Here is a 17,600-nt window from a genome sequence, read left to right as displayed (position 1 = left end):
AGCTTGTCATGACAAAAGACATTCTAATACATCAAATCATTGATGTACTGGAAAAGAGTAATTTTACTGTATCTAGCCGCTGTAACATTAGGCCTCGTAGTTTTGATCTGGCAGCAAGGCAGGATGGTGTACTTCTTTTCTGTAAGGCACTATATAATATTGATAGCCTGAATGAAGAAACAGCATCTGAAATGAAAGCATTGGCAGGATACCTTGGAGGTACTCCGATGCTGATCGGGGCAAAAACACGTGATCAGATGCTTGAAGATAGCGTAGTCTATGTTCGTTATGAGATCCCTGCTCTTAATGTCCAGACCCTTTATGATTATTTTGTAGAAGGCATACCTCCTCTGATTTCGGCAGCTCCCGGGGGTCTTTATGTTTCCATTGATGGTGATGTGCTGCGGGATGCCAGAAGTCAACTTTCGATGTCCATTGGTTCCCTGGCGTCACATCTGGGAGTATCCCGGCGTACCATCAGTAAATATGAGGAAGGCTGCATGGATGCTTCCATTGATGTTGTACTCGAACTGGAAGAGTTGCTTGATGTGGCGCTTGCAAGATCCATTGATATCCTGGGTCCATTTCATCGTTCCCGGCAGGAACCGGATGAAAATGACACCTTACAGCCTCCTACAGATGGTATCCTGAGTTTCATTTACGGGCTAGGTTATGATGTACTTTCAATATCCCAGGCACCTTTTAATGCGGTTTCTAGGGACTGTTCCACTACTTTCCTGACCGGAGTAAGTAAATACAGCAATGCGATGGTAAAGCGAGCTCATTTGATGAGCAATATATCTACCATCACACGTACAAGATCGGTTTATATCATTGAAGGAGAAAGTAAAATTACATCGGTAGAACACACAGTTCTGATTGAAAGAAAGGAATTGGATTCTCTTTCGGATTCAGAAGAATTGGATGACCTTATAAGTGAAAGAGCCAGTGCGACGGTTGATTATTGATTTTTGGATTATTTTCTCCAAAACTATAATATATGGCAATTCCCTTAGGATGGGCAATGACTCTCAACATTGCAGTCCTGATATCCGGCAGGGGCTCTAATCTACAGTCAATTATTGATAATGTAGAAAGTGGTTATATCCCAAATGCCTGTGTCAGTGTGGTTATAAGTGATAAAAGGGACGCTTATGGCCTTGTAAGGGCTATGAATCACGGCATAAATGCTGTTTTTATCGACCCGGCTGTTTATGAATCCAAAAAACATTTTGAGAATGCACTTCTGGAAGTTCTTGAAAAATTCAGTACGGATGTGCTCTTACTTGCCGGTTTCATGCGAATTCTGGGTTCCAATTTAATAAAGGCCTACAATAACAGGGTAATGAATATCCATCCCGCCCTTTTGCCTTCTTTTAAAGGTCTGCATGCTCAGAAACAGGCCCTGGAATATGGTGTAAAAATCTCAGGTTGCACTGTACATTTTGTTGATGAAGGGATGGATTCCGGCCCGATTATTCTACAAAAAAGTGTACCTGTACTTGACTCGGATACGGAAGATTCCCTTTCTGAAAGAATACTTGCACAGGAACATATTATTTTCCCCGAAGCAGTTAAGTTGTTTGCCGAAGGAAGACTGGACGTAAAAGGAAGACGTGTACATATATTATAATCATCTCATAGATTCAAAGATACAAGGAGGAACAATATGTCTTATATTTCAGAAACAGATCCCGATATTGCCAGAGCACTGGAGCTTGAGGCCGAAAGACAGGACTATAAACTCAACCTTATAGCATCAGAGAATTACACAAGCAGGGCGGTAATGGAAGCTCAGGGTTCCATTATGACCAACAAGTATGCAGAAGGCTACTCCGGTAAGAGATACTACGGAGGCTGTGAATTTGTTGATATTGCAGAGGATTTGGCGATTGAAAGGGCCAAGGAAATTTTTGGTGCCGAGCATGTGAACGTCCAGCCGCATTCAGGTTCAGGTGCCAATATGGCTGTTTACTTCTCTGTCCTCAATCCAGGTGACAAGATTATGGCAATGGATCTCTCCCACGGAGGTCATCTTTCCCATGGAAGTCCTGTAAGTTTTTCAGGTAAACTTTATGATATTGTACCCTACGGAGTAGCAGAGGAAACCGAAGAGCTGGATTACGATGCCCTCGAGGAAATGGCAAAAAAGGAAAAACCCCGGATGATAGTGACCGGTGCTTCTGCATATTCCCGCACAATAGACTTCAAACGATTCCGTGAAATCGCTGATTCTGTGGATGCATACCTGCTTGCGGACGTTGCTCACATCGCAGGCCTTATTGCGGCCGGTGAACATCCAAGCCCGGTGCCATATGCTGATTTTGTAACAACGACCACACACAAAACAATGAGGGGTCCCCGTGGAGGGATGGTCATGTGTTGTGAAGAATATGCAAAAAGTGTGGATAAAACAGTCTTCCCCGGTCTCCAGGGCGGTCCTCTTATGCATATTATTGCTGCCAAGGCTGTTGCATTTAAAGAAGCTCTTTCTGATAAGTTCAAGCAGGACCAGAAACAGACCGTGAAAAATGCAAAAGCTCTCTGTGCAAATCTGATTGACCGTGATTTTGATATTGTGGCCGGTGGCACGGATAACCATCTTATGCTCATCAATCTCAACAAATATGATCTGACCGGTAAGGAGACTGAGACCTATATGAGCAATGGTGGGATTGTTATCAACAAGAACACTATACCTTTCGAAACCCGTGGCCCATTCATCACAAGTGGTCTGCGTGCAGGCACTCCTGCGGTAACCACTCGTGGTATGAAGGAAGCCCAGATGGAAGATGTTGCTAACTTTATAGAAACAGTAATCCATAATCCAAAAGACCAGCCTGTACTTGATCAGGTAAATGCTGATGTACAGCAACTGTGCAGTGACTTCCCGATCTACAAGCATCTCTAAGGTGGTTAAATGGCGGGTGAAGCTAAACAGGGAATCATAGATGGCAGAGCGATTTCAAAGCAGATTGAGGCAGAATTAACAGAAGAAATAGCTTCTATGAAGGCCGATGCCGGTATAGTCCCGGGCCTTGCAACTATCCTTGTGGGACAGGACCCCGCCTCGCAATTGTATGTGCGGCTGAAGCATAAAGCATGTGACAGGGTAGGCATTTATGCGGAGGACCAGAAGCTCGACGCCTCCATCACCCAGGAGGAACTGCTGGATGTGATCGAGAATCTGAACACACGTGCAGATATCCATGGTATACTGCTTCAGTTGCCCCTGCCTCAACATCTGGATGCAAAAGAAGCCATGCAGGCTATTGATCCGGCAAAAGATGTGGACGGTTTCCACCCCTATAACATGGGCAATCTGATGATAGGTGACGAGGGTTTTGTTCCCTGTACGCCTGCGGGTGTAATCCTCGCTCTTGAATATTATGATGTGGACATTGAAGGGAAGGATGCTGTTATAGTCGGCCACAGTAATGTAGTTGGTAAACCCATGGCAGCAATGCTCTTAAACCGCAATGCTACAGTGGCGGTATGTCATGTTTACACCAAAGACCTTAAAAGTTACACTATCGATGCCGATATACTTGTAGTTGCAGCCGGTGTCAAGCATCTCATCAAGGAAGACATGGTCAAAAAAGGAGCTGTTGTTTTTGATGTGGGGATCACCGAAGAAGAAGGCAAGATATATGGTGATGTGGACTTTGAGAATGTTGCCAATAAGGCCTCTCTCGTCACACCGGTGCCAGGGGGCGTGGGGCCCATGACTATAGCCACTCTTCTGACCCATGTGACCTTTGCTGCAAAGGAAATTGAGTAATCGTCCTGCTAAATATACAATCAGCTGGTAATTTCAATGGTCGTCGATGTTGACATATGTGGACTAAAGGTAGGAGACAACCACCCTGTAAGATTGATGGGTGTATTGAACCTCAGCCACGAATCCTTTTATAAGGGATCTGTTGTCAGGGAGGATTCCCTCATTGATGCTGCATCTGCCATGCTGGAAGAAGGTGCAAATGTACTTGATATAGGTGGTCGCTCCACCTGGCCGCTTGCTGAACCCCTAAGCAAGGAACTAGAGCGTAAACGGTTGCTTCCCGCAATAGACGCCCTTGCCGGAAATGTGGATGCTGTTCTTTCGGTGGATACGGTGTTTGCGGATATTGCCGATCAGTGTCTTGACAGGGGTGCTGGCATTGTAAATGATGTTTCCGGTTTCATGACAGATGAAAACATGGTGGATGTGGTGGCAGATCATGAATGTCCTGCTGTTGTAATGGCCTCCCGGCAAGTGCCCGGTGATGTGCTCGGCATGGATGAAGTTATGGATTCCCTGGAGGCAATCATTGAGCTATGTGAAGGGAAGGGTATTGATACGGACCAATTAATTCTGGACCCGGCTATTGGTAAATGGGTTCCTGAAAAAGATCCTATATACGATTTTGAGACCTTTGACCGTTTTGAACGTCTGCAGACCTTCGGTAAACCGGTTCTTGCAGCTCTTTCCCGTAAATCTTTCATAGGTGAGGTTCTGAACAAGCCTGCTGCTGAAAGATTATATGGAAGTCTAGCCGCAACTGCAATTGCTGTGCATAAAGGAGCGCACATTATACGCACCCACGATGTGGCTGCGACAACTGATGCTGTGCGAATAGCTGAGGCGATACGGGGCAGAATACCCTGTCAAAAAGCTGATGAGAGGCAGGTGAGAATGCTGGAAATTACCGATCCGGATGATTCTGTAAGGGTGATGAAATCCCTGGGTGTGACTTCAACCGGCGCACAGGTTATGAAAAATAAATCCGTGATGTTCAATCTGCTTGTATGCAATATCACAACCACGGAAGCCCTTATTATCAAGCAGGAGATCCTGGCAAGAGGCGGGGATGCCTGTCTTGAGCGAAATGCCGTATCACATGAGACCGAGTATACCGATCTGGTTGTCATGGGCACTCTTCTGCAGTTGAAAAAGCTTGTTGCAAAACTACAGGACCAAGCCAGGGGCTTGCCTCAAATAGCCACGATGCTGGATACAGTTCTGGATGAATATTATGATGTAGAATATCGCTATTCTTTCAGGAATGTTTGACTAATCTCTTTTTCTATTGGTTATTGTGGTGGATAGAGGGTCTTTTTGTACTGCTACTTTCCAAATGTTATATATATCATAGCATCATGATTTTGTATGGTTAATACAATACCGTGCGATATGCACAAAACTATTTGCTGCATGCTCGTACATAAAAACCAAAATCTCTATTGCAGGAGTCATTTTGTCCTGTGGGTTAATTTAATTATACCTATGTATGATATCTTATTAATAAACCGATTAATTGGAGGCAACTTATTATGCAATACAGTATGGGGATTGATGCAGGTGGCACATATACGGACTCGGTTATAATCAGGGATTCGGATGGAGCAGTTATCGACTCCAATAAAGCTCTTACCACTTATCCGGACCTTCTTGAAGGAATAAGAAATTCGATTGACGGGCTGGATCAGGAGTACCTGACAAATGTAAAATTAGTGTCTGTCTCCACAACCCTGTCTACGAATACTATTCTGGAAAAGACCGGTTACCCTGTGGCATTGTTGATGATCGGGGATTATTCGATTCCTGAAGGACATTCTATTGACAATTCTATTGTAATTAAAGGAGGACATGGCTCTTATGGTGAAGAACTAAGTCCTCTGGATGAGCAGGCCATCAGGGATTATGTAACAAAAATGAAAGAGAAAGTGTCGGCTTTTGCGATTTCTTCCTATTTTAGTGTACGTAACCCCAACCATGAATTGCGTGCAAAAGAGATAGTAAAGGAAATTACCGGGATGCCGGTGGTCTGTGGCCATGAGCTGACCCAGGCACTTGGGGCCTATGAAAGAGGAGTTACTGCTTATCTCAATGCCCAGTTGATACCTATAACAAGTCAGTTCATAGAAACAGTCATTGGTGAAATGGAAAGACGTAATATTAACGCTCGTCTTCTGATGCTCAAATGTGATGGTTCAGTTGTGGGTATCGATGAGGCCAAGGAAAAACCCATTGAATCCATATTCTCAGGCCCGGCCGCAAGTCTTGTCGGTGCTTCCTACCTATCAGATTCTCCTACATGTCTTGCTATTGATGTTGGTGGTACCAGTACCGATGTAGCCATGGTAAAAGACGGGTTGCCCGAGATTACCGACAGGGGTGCAGTAGTGGGAGGCTGGCAGACCAAGGTACAGGCCATACGCATGGAGACCTCCGCTATGGGTGGGGATAGCCACGTATGGATCAAAGCCCAGAAGATAAACATTGGCCCACGCAGGGTCATGCCTCTATGTGTAGCAGCTTCGAAGTGGCCATCGATTATTGATAAGCTCAAACTTTCACGTACTCCTTCCAAAATGCAGATGTGTGAGAATATCCAGCCCACCAAATTCTTTGTTAAAACGGGCAAAGATATCCCAAACATCAGTAAGCTTGAGCAGGAGATTCTGGATAATATAGGTGAGGAACCAGTCTCTGTAACTGAAATCTTCATCGACAGATTGCCATCTCCTCTGCTTTTGGACCGGCTGATCCAGAAACGGCTGGTGCAGGCTATCGGTTTTACCCCCACGGATGCATTACATGTACTCGGCGAATATGATGCCTGGAACGGGGAAGCATCCCGTATAGGTGCAAACACACTGGGCAGGTTGACTTTTCTGGAAAAAAGCAAGTTCTCAAAGGCTGTAAAATCCAAGTTTGCTCATAATATGGCATTATACATAATGGCCTATCTTCTCCGGAAGGTGGATAAAGAAGAAATCGAGACAATCATTGCAAACCAGAAAGAGTTTTTCAGTCATTTCAAAGTCGATGTTCCGATCATACTTCTGGGTGGACCTGTAAGTGCCTATGTCAATGAAGTGAATGAATTGCTTGATGCCGACATAATCCTCCCTGAACATGCGGAAGTTGGTAATGCTGTGGGGGCACTTGTGGGTAAAGGTATCAAACGTGTGGAGATTCTGATTCGTACGGTATCCAAGGGTAACAAAACAGGCATAATGATGTTCTCCCCGCATGGCAGGCAAAAATTCCCGGGTTACCCGGACGCACTCGAAGCTGCTGAAAAACTCGGCAGGGAAATGGTGCTTGACTACATGAAAGAAGCCGGTCTGGATCGCGGAGATGTTAAAGTGGAAGTCAGCAAGCAGGAAATCAAACTCCATGAAGGGGCTGGTTTGCCGATTGAGACCAAGATGACTTTTGTGGGTATAGGAATGCCTGAGATTGAAAAATAAGAGGGTGTATACAATTATTCGCCCTCCCTTTTCCCCTTCATGAATAGAATAAGGCTAAAATTTCGATACACTGGTAAACTTTAATACCATCTTTTTCTTTTGCAGAATGGATACCTATGATAATCTCCTCTTCCAAATCCTTTGAAGAAATCCTGGAAAATCTCGATAATCCCGGCAAGATATTTGTGCTGGGCTGCGGGGTCTGCGCCACCAAGCTACATGTGGGTGGGGAACCCGAAGTTGAGGCTATGTGCCGCAAATTAAGGGAGGCAGGAAAAGAAGTAATTGGTGGAGGAGTTGCAAAGGCTGCCTGCAGCATTAAATCAAAGGAGAGTTTGCTGGAGAATGATCCTGCAATTGAGAAAGCCGACACCATTATAGTTATGTCCTGTGGCAGCGGTCTTTCAGTGGTTTCCTCCCTTGTGGATGTTCCGGTGCATCCTGCAACAAACACCGATTCACTGGGCGGATATTCAGAAGGCCATGTCAGAAAAGACCTGTGTGCCATGTGTGGCAGCTGCATTGCAGATTTTTTTGGCGGTGTCTGTCCGACGGCCCGCTGTCCCAAGGGCCTTATGAATGGGCCCTGCGGTGGTGCAATGGAAGGTAAATGTGAAGTTGACCCTGACGGGGATTGTGCCTGGGAATTGATCTACTTAAGGCTCAAAGAGATTGGCCGACTGGACCTGCTGGAGAGGATATTCGAGCCGAAGGAATATAATGGCTGAGTAGTAATATTTCTCTTTCTTTCTTCGATGAGTTTAAAAACCAATGTCACATATTATCCTGCCATGCCCTCTGCCTTTAAGGATAAACTGCTGTCCGATGACTTTGTAATCACCTCAGAGATATCTCCGCCCAAGGGAGTAGATGTCTCCTCTGCCTTCGAGGAAGCAGGATTGGTGGGGAATTATGTAGACGCTTTCAACGTCACCGATAATCAGCGTGCGGTTATGCGCATGTCTTCTCTGGCAATGGGAAGATTGTTGAAAGAACAGGGACTTGATGTAATACTGCAACTTACATGCAGGGATCGCAACCGGCTTGCTCTCCAGTCCGACCTGCTGGGAGCCTATGCATTGGGTATGGAAAATATCTGCATAATGTCCGGGGATTATCCGACAAAGGGTGACAATCCCGGTACAAAACCGGTGTATGATCTTGATTCGGTACAACTGCTCGGGGCAACAAGCCGGCTGGAGGGCGGCTATGATATTGCAGGCAACCCGCTGGAATCAGTTCCCTCCTTTACAAAAGGGGCGGTATGCAATACCGAACCAGATCAACCGCTACAGCTAATGAAACTTGAAAAGAAAGCACGTATGGGAATTGATTTTTTCCAGACCCAGGCCGTCTATGATATCGGGCATTTTGAAACATTCATGGACAGTATCTCCCATATGGAGGTACCGGTGCTTGCGGGGCTCATTCCTCTCAAATCCGCTCATATGGCCCGTTTCATGAATGACAAGATTCCGGGTATCCGGGTAGGTGATGAGTTGATAGAACGTATGGAAGCCTCAACTGACCCCGCAGAAGAAGGTCTCCTAATATGTGCCGAACAAATTCGTGAATTAAGGAAGGTGTGCAGGGGCATACATCTCATGCCTATTGGCCATTACAGGCACATAACGGCCCTCTTTGAAATAGCCGGCTTACACGAAAAGAACTAATTACCCTCCAGGGGATTATTATGCTTACACAGATCGATCATGCCAAAAACGGTGAATTGACCGCTGAGATGCAGCAGGTCGCAGTACAGGAAAAAATGGATCCTGACACGGTACTGTCCCGCATATTAGGGGGCAGCCTCGTAATCATGACAAGACAGGGCAATCCCCCGGTTGCAATCGGGGAAGGGGCAACCACCAAGATTAATGTAAATCTCGGCAGTTCCGCTGCGAGCATTGATCCCTCCTCTGAGATTGAAAAAGCCCGGATTGCAGAAAAATACGGTGCCGATACCATAACCGATCTTTCAATGGGGGGTGACATCCAGCAGATTCGCAAAGCAATTATTGAAAACACTACCCTGCCATTGACTACGGTCCCTGTCTATCAGGCAGTTGTCGAATGCGGACTGAAAAATGTCACTTCAGCTGACATACTTTCTTATCTCAGATCCCAGGTATCCGAAGGTATCAGCTCCGTTGTATTGCACTGTGTGGAAAAACAAATGCTTGAAGAAGTGAAGGGTTCAGGCAGGCTGATGGGTATGGTTTCCAAAGGAGGCTCATTTACCAGTGTCTTCATGCTTGTCAGTGGCTGTGAAAACCCGTTTCTTGAGAACTTCGATGAGGTCATGGAAATTCTCCGGGATAAGGATGTGGTGCTGTCTCTGGGTAACACTATGAGAAGTGGCTGTATCCATGACCGGCCGGACCCGGCCCAGCTGATGGAGATGGAAAACAATGCAGCCCTTGCAAAACGTGCCAATGAATGCGGTGTACAGGTAATCATAGAAGGGATGGGTGGCCATGTGGCGGCAGCCTCCATTCCTGAATACGTTGAGAAATATCGTTCCAAATCCTCTCATCCCCTTTTTGTGGCAGGTCCTCTGCCTACGGATATTGCCCTGGGCTATGATCATATCGCAGGTGCTGTAGGGGCAAGTATGGCAAGTGGTGCCGGTGCCGACTATCTCTGCTACATAACTCCTTCCGAGCATCTTTCCCTGCCAACCCCGGACCAGGTGAGGGAAGGTCTTGTTGCTTTCAAGATAGCGGCCCATATAGGTGACTCGATGAAATATGGTATGGCAGAAAAAGATCGTCTGCTTGCAAAAAGACGCGCCAGTTTTGATTGGGAAGGGCAGATGGAACTTGCTTTTGATCCGGATCGTCCAAGAGATTTCTGCCCGATGGAGGGGCCTTGTTCAATGTGCGGGGAATACTGTGCCATCCAGATTATGGGGGAATATCTTGCAGAAGGTGAATAAATCCCCTTCAATGCAGCTTATAGGTGTCAGGACCTCCATAATAAATTCCGGGGACAATGTTGTAGGGGTTCTTTCAAAAGCTTTTGCAGAACAATCCCTTACTCTGGAAAATGGTGACGTGGTAGTGCTGGCCGAATCCGCAGTTGCTACAGCAGAAGGAAGGGTAGTGAATCTTTCAGACATAAGTCCCACCCAAAAGGCACTTAAACTGGCCCACCGCTACAGTCTCGATCCGCGGGAAATGGAACTGGTGTTGCAGGAATGTGATGAAGTATTTGGAGGGGTGCCCGGTGCAGCACTAACTATAACTAAAGGAAATCTTTCTCCCAACGCAGGAATTGATGGTTCCAATGCCCCGGCAGGCCATGTTGTCCTGCTTCCAGAAGATGCCGATAAAAGTGCTTCAGTTATCAGGAAAGGACTCAGGGAAAAATTTGGATGTGATGTCGGTGTAATTGTGGGTGATAGTCGCACCCAGCCCCTGCGACTGGGGTGTGTGGGTGTGGCACTTGGTACCTCCGGAATAATTCCGGTCGAGGATGCCAGGGGAGAGAGTGACCTGTTTGGCAATATCCTCCATATCACTCATAAGGCCGTAGCGGATAATATTATGTCTGCCTGTCAGCTTGTAATGGGAGAGGGTGGAGAAAGTGTTCCCTGCGTAATTGTGAGGAATGCACCTGTCAGACTGGTGGATGAAGATGTGCCTATGCCCCTGTTTTCCAGGGAAGAATGTATGTATTACAGCAATATTCGTATGAATGGTACTTCGAAACCCTGATTCTTGCACCAGCAAGTTTATATATGATAATATCATGATTTTGTATGGTTGGTGCAATACCGTGCAACCCATGGTAAAGCATTTCAAAGATACTGTTGTAGATATATTTGGTAATATTCAAGGTGATATCGGATGAGTAATGTTGTATTATATGATTTCAGCGCCACCTGGTGTGGCCCATGCAAGATGCAGAAACCAATTCTTGAGAACTTGGAGAAAGAACTCGGTGACAAGGTAGATATTAAGGAAGTTGATGTGGACCAGAGCCCGGATCTTGCCGGGAAATATGGAATTCAGGCGGTGCCTACCCTGATCATCGAAAAAGATGGTTCGGAAATTAAACGTTATACCGGTGTAACCAGTGCCGACATACTGAGTGCTGAACTTAAGAAATTATTCTGATATCTTCCTTTTTCTTTTTTCTTCTCTTTTTCGCAAAAGGGTATATAATTTGCAATCCTCTCCTGTCCTGAGGTATAACAAGTGCAGCGTTTGGTCAGGATGGGTATGATGCCGTATCGGCAAAAAAACGCCCGTGGAAGTTTCAAGCCCCATCTGGCTGTAAAGTTCAGAAGCGAAGAAGGGAATCTGCGCTCTTTTTTTATTGATTCTACAAGGGTTGCGGCAAAGTATCCGCAGCCGGACGCTTATTTGATAACCCATGCTCATTCCGACCACCATGGCAGCTCAGCAATGCTGTCCGAGTGCTCAATATGTACGGAAAAAACCATGAATGCCCTGGAGGTACGGCATAGTCGTAACTTTAAAGGCAACTTGGCAGGGGAAAATGGGTTCATTGACTATGGGGGTGTAAAAATCCGGACCTATCCAACCCACCACACCGATGGTTCTGTGGCCTTTGGGTGGGAAAATGAAAACGGGATGCGTATTCTTGCAACAGGTGACGTGAAGGATGCCTCTAATCTTCCCTCTTGTGATGTACTCATAACCGAGGCAAATTATGGTGACCCTGCTGACCTTTCCTGTTATTTTGAGGATGATCTGGAAGGATTTTATGCGGCTCTTAAATCCCCTCAGGATGTAGCATTTGGTGCTTATCCCTTTGGGAAGGCGCAAAGGGTTGTCAGGCTTATCAGGCAATCAGGTTATGAAGGGCCAATAGGGATGGATGATAAGTCACAGGAACTTACACAAAATCTGCTGGAGGATGCAGGTGAACTTGTTTCAATGGATGCAGGAGCTGGGGTCAATGTTGTTTCTCCGGGTAAACTGGAAGAACTTCCCCTTTACATGTCCAAATACATGATTACAGGACGCAGGGATCACCGGTTTCCTTCCATTAATATCAGTGATCATCTGGATGCTTCAGGCCTGGAAAAAATGGTTCTGGATATCGATCCTGAATTTGTGGTTGTCTATCATCCCGCAGGACATCGCCCCTCCAGATTTGCTTGTCATCTGAATACATTGGGATATGATGCCGTTTGTCTTGCGGATATCAATAATGTTGTCAGCAATGAATTTATGTAATAGGTGATCACCTATGAATAAATGTTTATATAGGTTATTGTGTTGTATGTTCATTTATAATATTCATTCAGGAGAAGATGCCCCTTGAAAAATAAAGCGAATAAATCAAAAAAAGAAAATAAGCCTGCTGAAGGGGAAAAGGCTTCTGCTGCAGAAGTTGCCACAGCTACTAAAGTCATGACCCCTGAGGAGAAGAGAGCAGCTCATGTTGAGGGTATCGTGAAGACTGCAGTTGCTGCTTTTGTAGGAATTTTTGCAGGTATCATAGCATTCAACGTACTGGGAATAGGAGCGGACTCCAAATGGTATGCTATCCTTATCATTGTTGCAATACTTGCATATTATGCCCAGCGCTTGATTTTCCCAAAGATTAATATCGATACCAAGGAATTTGGTATGAAAGACTGGTTTTACGTAGAGTTCATAGTTATTGATTTTTGCCTTGTCACATGGACATTACTTTTGAACTGATATCCACTTTTATCTGGCAGGTATTTTGATATGCGAATTGCAGTACTGAATAAAGATAGATGTCAACCCAGAAGATGCAGCCACGAATGTGAGAAATATTGTCCCCGCGTAAGGACAGGTGACGAAACAATCATTTTTGGAGAAGATGGTAAACCCATAATCTCAGAAGAGATGTGTGTGGGTTGTGGTATATGTGTCAATAAATGCCCCTTTGGTGCCATTATGATTATTGGCCTGCCCGAGGAACTGGATAAACCAATCCATCGTTATGGTACCAATGGTTTTGCACTCTATGGCCTGCCTTCAGTTGAAACCGGCAGGGTAACCGGTATACTCGGACCCAACGGTATAGGTAAAAGTACCTGTGTGCAGATTCTTTCAGGAAACATGATCCCCAACTTTGGTGGTGAGGAAGGAAGCTGGGAAGAGGTACTTGAATATTATTCAGGAACTTCTATGTATGAATATTTCAGCAAGGTTGCAGAAGGCACTATAAAAGTTTCCCAGAAACCCCAGTATGTGGATATGATCCCTAAAGCTTTCAACGGCAAAACCCGTGAATTGCTTGAAAATACAGATGAATGTGGCAGGTTGGATGACCTTGTGGATAAACTCGGTTTATCTAATATAATGGATCGCAATATCGGGGACTTGAGCGGTGGAGAACTCCAGAGGGTAGCGATTGCTGCTTGTGCTGCTAAAGATGCTGATTTCTACTTTTTTGATGAGATTAGCCCTTATCTTGACATTTACCAGCGTATAAAAGTGTCCCAGTTAATTCAGGAAATTTCACAGGACAAAGCCGTACTTGTTGTAGAGCATGACCTGGCAATTCTGGACATGCTCTCTGATGTGGTACATGTTGCTTACGGTATGCCTTCAGGTTATGGTGTGATTACTCATCCCAAGGGAGTGCGCATTGCCATCAATCAGTATCTTAAAGGTTATCTTCCCGAGGAGAATGTACGTGTCAGGCCTGAAAGTATTAAATTTGAGGTACACCCACCAAGAGCTGAAAAGGAAGTTGGCACACTTGTGGAATATGGGGTCTTTTCCAAGAAATATGATAAGTTTAGCCTCAAAGCTGATGAAGGTACCCTTAGAAATGGTGAAGTGCTAGGTGTCGTGGGTCCCAATGGAATCGGTAAGTCCACTTTCGTAAAGGTCCTTGCAGGCGAGGAGGAACCGGATGGTGGGGAGATGGATTTTGACATATCTATTTCCTACAAGCCCCAGTATGTCGTAGTTGACCAGAATTTGCCGGTTAAGTATTTCCTGAGGGGAATCTCCTCAAAGGTCGACACCAGTTACTATGAGGCCGAGATTGCCAAACCTCTCCAGCTTGAAAGACTCTATGACCGCTCCCTGGCCGATCTCAGTGGTGGTGAACTACAGAGGGTTGCAATAGCAGCCTGTTTGACCAGGGATGCAGATATGTATATTCTTGATGAACCCAGTGCTCATCTTGATGTTGAGCAGCGCTCCCAGGCCACCAGGACCATCAAGCGTTTTGCCGAGAACAATAAGAAAACCGCCATGGTTGTAGATCATGATATTTACATGATCGATATGCTCAGTGAAAGGTTGATCGTATTTGAAGGTGAGCCGGCTGTATATGGTGAAGCCCATTCCCCGACCGGCATGCAGAAAGGAATGAATAAGTTTCTCTCCAATCTGGACATAACTTTCCGCCGTGATGAAGACACGTCCCGACCCAGGGTCAATAAAAAGGATTCACATCTGGACAGGTTGCAAAAATCCAAGGGCGAATACTATTATTACAATCTGGATGAATGAGTGCAATTTTTCATGAGTGATGATTGTAGTTATTCAGACACTCGCTGATATCCCTGTGGGTATGTTCATGAATGTGCAGGTGGACATGTCCTTTGCCACCTTCTATCGTTTTTGTTAATTCGTCAACTGCTTCGTTTATGCTTAAGGGCAAATTCTCGCAGTCATATCCAAAACATGTGAGTACCTGAAAGAGTTTGAATACATCGGGTGCTTCCAGATTGTTATTCCTGAGTAATTGCCAGTTTGAAAATATCTCCCGAGGTGTACCTTCGGCAATTATTTCCCGATTTATGATATATATCCGGTCAACAAGTTCCGGAAGGGTATTCACTTCATGGCTTGCAATTATGGTTGTAATTCCCTCACTGTTGAGGCGGTTTACAAGTTTGATCAATTCCGCTTTGCTTCTGGGATCAAGGTTGGCAGTGGGCTCATCAAGGATAAGTATATCAGGTTCCATTGAAAGCACAGCCGCAATTGCAGCCCTCTTTTTCTGGCCATAACTGAGGTTATGGGGGACCCTCTCCTCAAATCCAGAAAGGCCCACTGTTTTCAGTGCAGAAGATACTCTCTTCTGTACCTCTTCTTTATTGAGTCCCATGTTGATGGGCCCGAATGCCACATCATCAAAGATTGTCGGCATGAAAAGCTGGTCATCCGGGTCCTGGAATACTACCCCTACCCTGTGTATCCTTTCCTCGGTTTTGAGGCTGGAAATATCCTGATTGAATATGTTGACCTCACCATCGGGGTTCTTGATAACCCCGTTTAAATGCATGAAAAGGGTGGTCTTACCCGCACCGTTGGGACCCAATATACCTATTTTTTCTCCCTTTTTGACATGTATTTCTATATCCTTTAATGCGAGTGTCCCGTCGGGATATGCATAATTTAAATTACGGACACTTATTGCTTCATTCATTCAGAACACCAGATGATAGGTATGTAACAGGATTGCAACCGCTATAATAATTATACCTGCCAGATAATCTTTTGCTTTCATATGAAATTCCACAATAGTGCATGGCTTGCCAGTATATCCTTTTGCAATCATTGCCTGGTAGACCCTTTCAGCCCGGTCATAACTTTTGACAAGGAGCATTCCGATAAGGTTTCCTGTTATAGAAAGAGCATATTTGCCTGTTGACGGGCGAAATCCCTTTGATCTTATGGCTTTCCACATCCGCTGGAATTCATCAGTTATCACAAAAATATAGCGGTATGTGAACATAAGCATCTGTACTATAGTAGAAGGTACCTTCAGGGAATAAAGGGCTTTGATGGTAGTGTCAAAACTTGCGGTTGCAAGCATAATGACCACCAGTGTAACAGCCGCAATTGCACGCAGCATGATGAGGCTTGCAAGATAAACCCCATCATATGAAATAGTGAAATAGCCAGTTCCAAATATTTCTCTGCCTTCCACTGTAAATGGCAATATGAAAAAAAGGGGTAAAAGAATAAGTATTGCCCATTTGACCCTGTGCAAAACAAACTTTTTAGGTAACCGGGAGATGACCAATATCATGAGGCTGACAAAGAGGGCGATTAGAGCAAGATTTAATTGAGGCAGGAAGACAAATGAAAATATAAGGATAAAAAAGGCCACCAATTTCACCCTGTGGTCCAGGGAGTGGATAGGTGAATCCATCTCTGCATAACGGTCAATATGGGGATATTCCATTAAAGTTACACCTTATTCCTTCTGCATTTTACGGGCACGTGCATACAATCCGATTCCGGCAAATCCCAGAATGTACCCCACTCCTGCTATAATGTTGGCTTCGAGGGGTAATTCCCTGGCATCTGTGGAATCGTTTTCTTTCGGAGATTGTCCATCACCTTTGAGATCGATCTCAATTTCTTCCTGATGTCCCATCTGGGAGACAATTATGCGGTATTCATCCACTCCGAGTTTTGGGGAGAAATAGTACATACCATTTTCATCGGTTACATCTTCAATGTAAATCTCCTCTTCACCGTCTTTTATGGAATAGATCGTAATTTCGGCGTTGGCTATGGGGTCTCCGCCACCATACCAGGCCTTCACCTCTACCTCGTTTACCTGGTGCATGAGATAAACACGATGTGCAGAAGCTGCGGGAGTTGTAAGCATTGCAAGAATAAGGACCAGCATCAACAGATTGATTATCCGTTTATTCATTTTTTGACTTCCTTTCAGGTAACATTTCAGGTTTAACCTTCAACAAAAATCCCACTACAGAACCTGTCACAAGGGCTTCAACTATCATTATTGGGGCGTGGGCTGCAATAGCCGCATAGGCTACTTCGGTAAACTCCTCACCTGTTGTGACAAGGACAAGAGCCAACATTAGGGCTGTTATAAGGGTTGAAAATCCCCCGCATACAGTTCCCAGGGCAGAGGGGTTAATTCCTGCCGAATATCCCTTCTTGAATATGAATGCTACAATCAAGGCTGGTATGCCTACATTCAGTGTGTTCACCCCGATCACCGTAATTCCTCCGTGCTGGAACAGGAATGCCTGTAGTATAAGGCCTACAAAAATTGCGGGGTAGGCCAGGGTGCCCAGCAGGACCCCGAGTAAACCGTTGAGAATCAGGTGTACAGATGTGGGTCCCAGGGATATGTGTATCAGGGAAGCAACAAAAAAAGCAGCTGTCAATATGGATATTTTCGGGATCTGTTCCAGTGGCTCTTCCCTCCTGTTACTCCACCAGAGTGTCAGGGCAAGCAACATTGCAGTAGCGACCCAGCCTGTTGCAATTACTGTTGGGGAAAGCACACCATCTGTAATATGTACCATTTGATTCCTCTTATGAAATAAATTAATGTAAACATTTAGTGTTATGGTAGCCTTATGAAGTATGATTTGATATAAAAAAAGATTGGGGATTTATTTC

Annotated in this window: 18 protein-coding genes; 14 read left to right on the top strand and 4 right to left on the bottom strand. The window is 45.1% G+C overall.

Going from position 1 to position 17,600, the window contains the following annotated elements; all coding sequences use genetic code 11:
* The first annotated feature begins 8 nt into the window (after positions 1-8).
* The 14 genes from MMAH_RS09570 to MMAH_RS09505 all read left to right on the top strand — a co-directional run bounded on the left by MMAH_RS09570 (position 9) and on the right by MMAH_RS09505 (position 14,717).
* Complete coding sequence (locus tag MMAH_RS09570; RefSeq protein WP_013038354.1) at positions 9-968, top strand: transcriptional regulator; 960 nt, start codon at positions 9-11, stop codon at positions 966-968.
* Positions 969-1,024: 56 nt separating this feature from the next.
* The gene (gene purN, locus MMAH_RS09565; RefSeq protein WP_013038353.1) at positions 1,025-1,633 is read left to right on the top strand and encodes a phosphoribosylglycinamide formyltransferase; all 609 of its coding nucleotides are present in this window, start codon (positions 1,025-1,027) and stop codon (positions 1,631-1,633) included.
* Positions 1,634-1,669: 36 nt separating this feature from the next.
* Positions 1,670-2,911 (top strand): serine hydroxymethyltransferase, encoded by a 1,242-nt coding sequence (glyA, locus tag MMAH_RS09560; protein ID WP_013038352.1) that lies wholly within the window; start codon positions 1,670-1,672, stop codon positions 2,909-2,911.
* 9 nt (positions 2,912-2,920) lie between these two features.
* The gene (locus MMAH_RS09555; RefSeq protein WP_013038351.1) at positions 2,921-3,781 is read left to right on the top strand and encodes a bifunctional methylenetetrahydrofolate dehydrogenase/methenyltetrahydrofolate cyclohydrolase; all 861 of its coding nucleotides are present in this window, start codon (positions 2,921-2,923) and stop codon (positions 3,779-3,781) included.
* Between the two features lie 36 nt (positions 3,782-3,817).
* Positions 3,818-5,053, top strand: a complete 1,236-nt coding sequence (gene folP, locus MMAH_RS09550; protein ID WP_013038350.1) for a dihydropteroate synthase — start codon at positions 3,818-3,820, stop codon at positions 5,051-5,053.
* A gap of 260 nt (positions 5,054-5,313) precedes the next feature.
* The gene (locus MMAH_RS09545) at positions 5,314-7,239 is read left to right on the top strand and encodes a hydantoinase/oxoprolinase N-terminal domain-containing protein (protein WP_013038349.1); all 1,926 of its coding nucleotides are present in this window, start codon (positions 5,314-5,316) and stop codon (positions 7,237-7,239) included.
* Between the two features lie 116 nt (positions 7,240-7,355).
* Positions 7,356-7,967, top strand: coding sequence for a methylenetetrahydrofolate reductase C-terminal domain-containing protein (locus MMAH_RS09540; protein ID WP_013038348.1), 612 nt, complete (start codon positions 7,356-7,358; stop codon positions 7,965-7,967).
* Positions 7,968-7,994: 27 nt separating this feature from the next.
* Complete coding sequence (locus MMAH_RS09535) at positions 7,995-8,912, top strand: methylenetetrahydrofolate reductase (protein ID WP_013038347.1); 918 nt, start codon at positions 7,995-7,997, stop codon at positions 8,910-8,912.
* Positions 8,913-8,932: 20 nt separating this feature from the next.
* The gene (thiC, locus tag MMAH_RS09530) at positions 8,933-10,177 is read left to right on the top strand and encodes a phosphomethylpyrimidine synthase ThiC (RefSeq protein ID WP_013038346.1); all 1,245 of its coding nucleotides are present in this window, start codon (positions 8,933-8,935) and stop codon (positions 10,175-10,177) included.
* Positions 10,170-10,958, top strand: coding sequence for a coenzyme F420-0:L-glutamate ligase (cofE, locus tag MMAH_RS09525; RefSeq protein ID WP_245526271.1), 789 nt, complete (start codon positions 10,170-10,172; stop codon positions 10,956-10,958). Before thiC ends, cofE begins: the two co-directional genes overlap by 8 nt.
* Before the next feature lie 132 nt (positions 10,959-11,090).
* Entirely contained in the window at positions 11,091-11,360 is a 270-nt protein-coding gene (locus MMAH_RS09520) for a thioredoxin family protein (protein ID WP_013038344.1), read from the top strand.
* Between the two features lie 105 nt (positions 11,361-11,465).
* The gene (locus MMAH_RS09515) at positions 11,466-12,449 is read left to right on the top strand and encodes an MBL fold metallo-hydrolase (protein ID WP_013038343.1); all 984 of its coding nucleotides are present in this window, start codon (positions 11,466-11,468) and stop codon (positions 12,447-12,449) included.
* An 84-nt stretch (positions 12,450-12,533) separates the two neighbouring features.
* Positions 12,534-12,920 (top strand): EMC6-like membrane protein, encoded by a 387-nt coding sequence (locus tag MMAH_RS09510; RefSeq protein WP_013038342.1) that lies wholly within the window; start codon positions 12,534-12,536, stop codon positions 12,918-12,920.
* 30 nt (positions 12,921-12,950) lie between these two features.
* Positions 12,951-14,717, top strand: a complete 1,767-nt coding sequence (locus tag MMAH_RS09505) for a ribosome biogenesis/translation initiation ATPase RLI (protein ID WP_013038341.1) — start codon at positions 12,951-12,953, stop codon at positions 14,715-14,717.
* A 10-nt stretch (positions 14,718-14,727) separates the two neighbouring features.
* On the opposite strand, the gene MMAH_RS09500 is transcribed toward MMAH_RS09505, so the two are convergent.
* Genes MMAH_RS09500 through cbiM form a run of 4 tightly spaced genes read right to left on the bottom strand, consistent with a single transcriptional unit; the run spans position 14,728 to position 17,503 of the window.
* Entirely contained in the window at positions 14,728-15,639 is a 912-nt protein-coding gene (locus MMAH_RS09500; protein WP_013038340.1) for an energy-coupling factor ABC transporter ATP-binding protein, read from the bottom strand.
* The gene (gene cbiQ, locus MMAH_RS09495) at positions 15,640-16,401 is read right to left on the bottom strand and encodes a cobalt ECF transporter T component CbiQ (protein ID WP_013038339.1); all 762 of its coding nucleotides are present in this window, start codon (positions 16,399-16,401) and stop codon (positions 15,640-15,642) included.
* A 12-nt stretch (positions 16,402-16,413) separates the two neighbouring features.
* On the bottom strand, positions 16,414-16,881 hold the full coding sequence (locus tag MMAH_RS09490; protein ID WP_013038338.1) for a peptidase associated/transthyretin-like domain-containing protein: 468 nt from the start codon (positions 16,879-16,881) through the stop codon (positions 16,414-16,416).
* On the bottom strand, positions 16,874-17,503 hold the full coding sequence (cbiM, locus tag MMAH_RS09485; RefSeq protein WP_013038337.1) for a cobalt transporter CbiM: 630 nt from the start codon (positions 17,501-17,503) through the stop codon (positions 16,874-16,876). Before cbiM ends, MMAH_RS09490 begins: the two co-directional genes overlap by 8 nt.
* Positions 17,504-17,600 lie beyond the last annotated feature (97 nt).

The organism is Methanohalophilus mahii DSM 5219 (assembly GCF_000025865.1).
Lineage (GTDB): Archaea > Halobacteriota > Methanosarcinia > Methanosarcinales > Methanosarcinaceae > Methanohalophilus > Methanohalophilus mahii.
The sequence above is the reverse complement of the archived record's forward strand: the minus strand, read 5'-3'. Positions and strand labels throughout refer to the sequence as shown.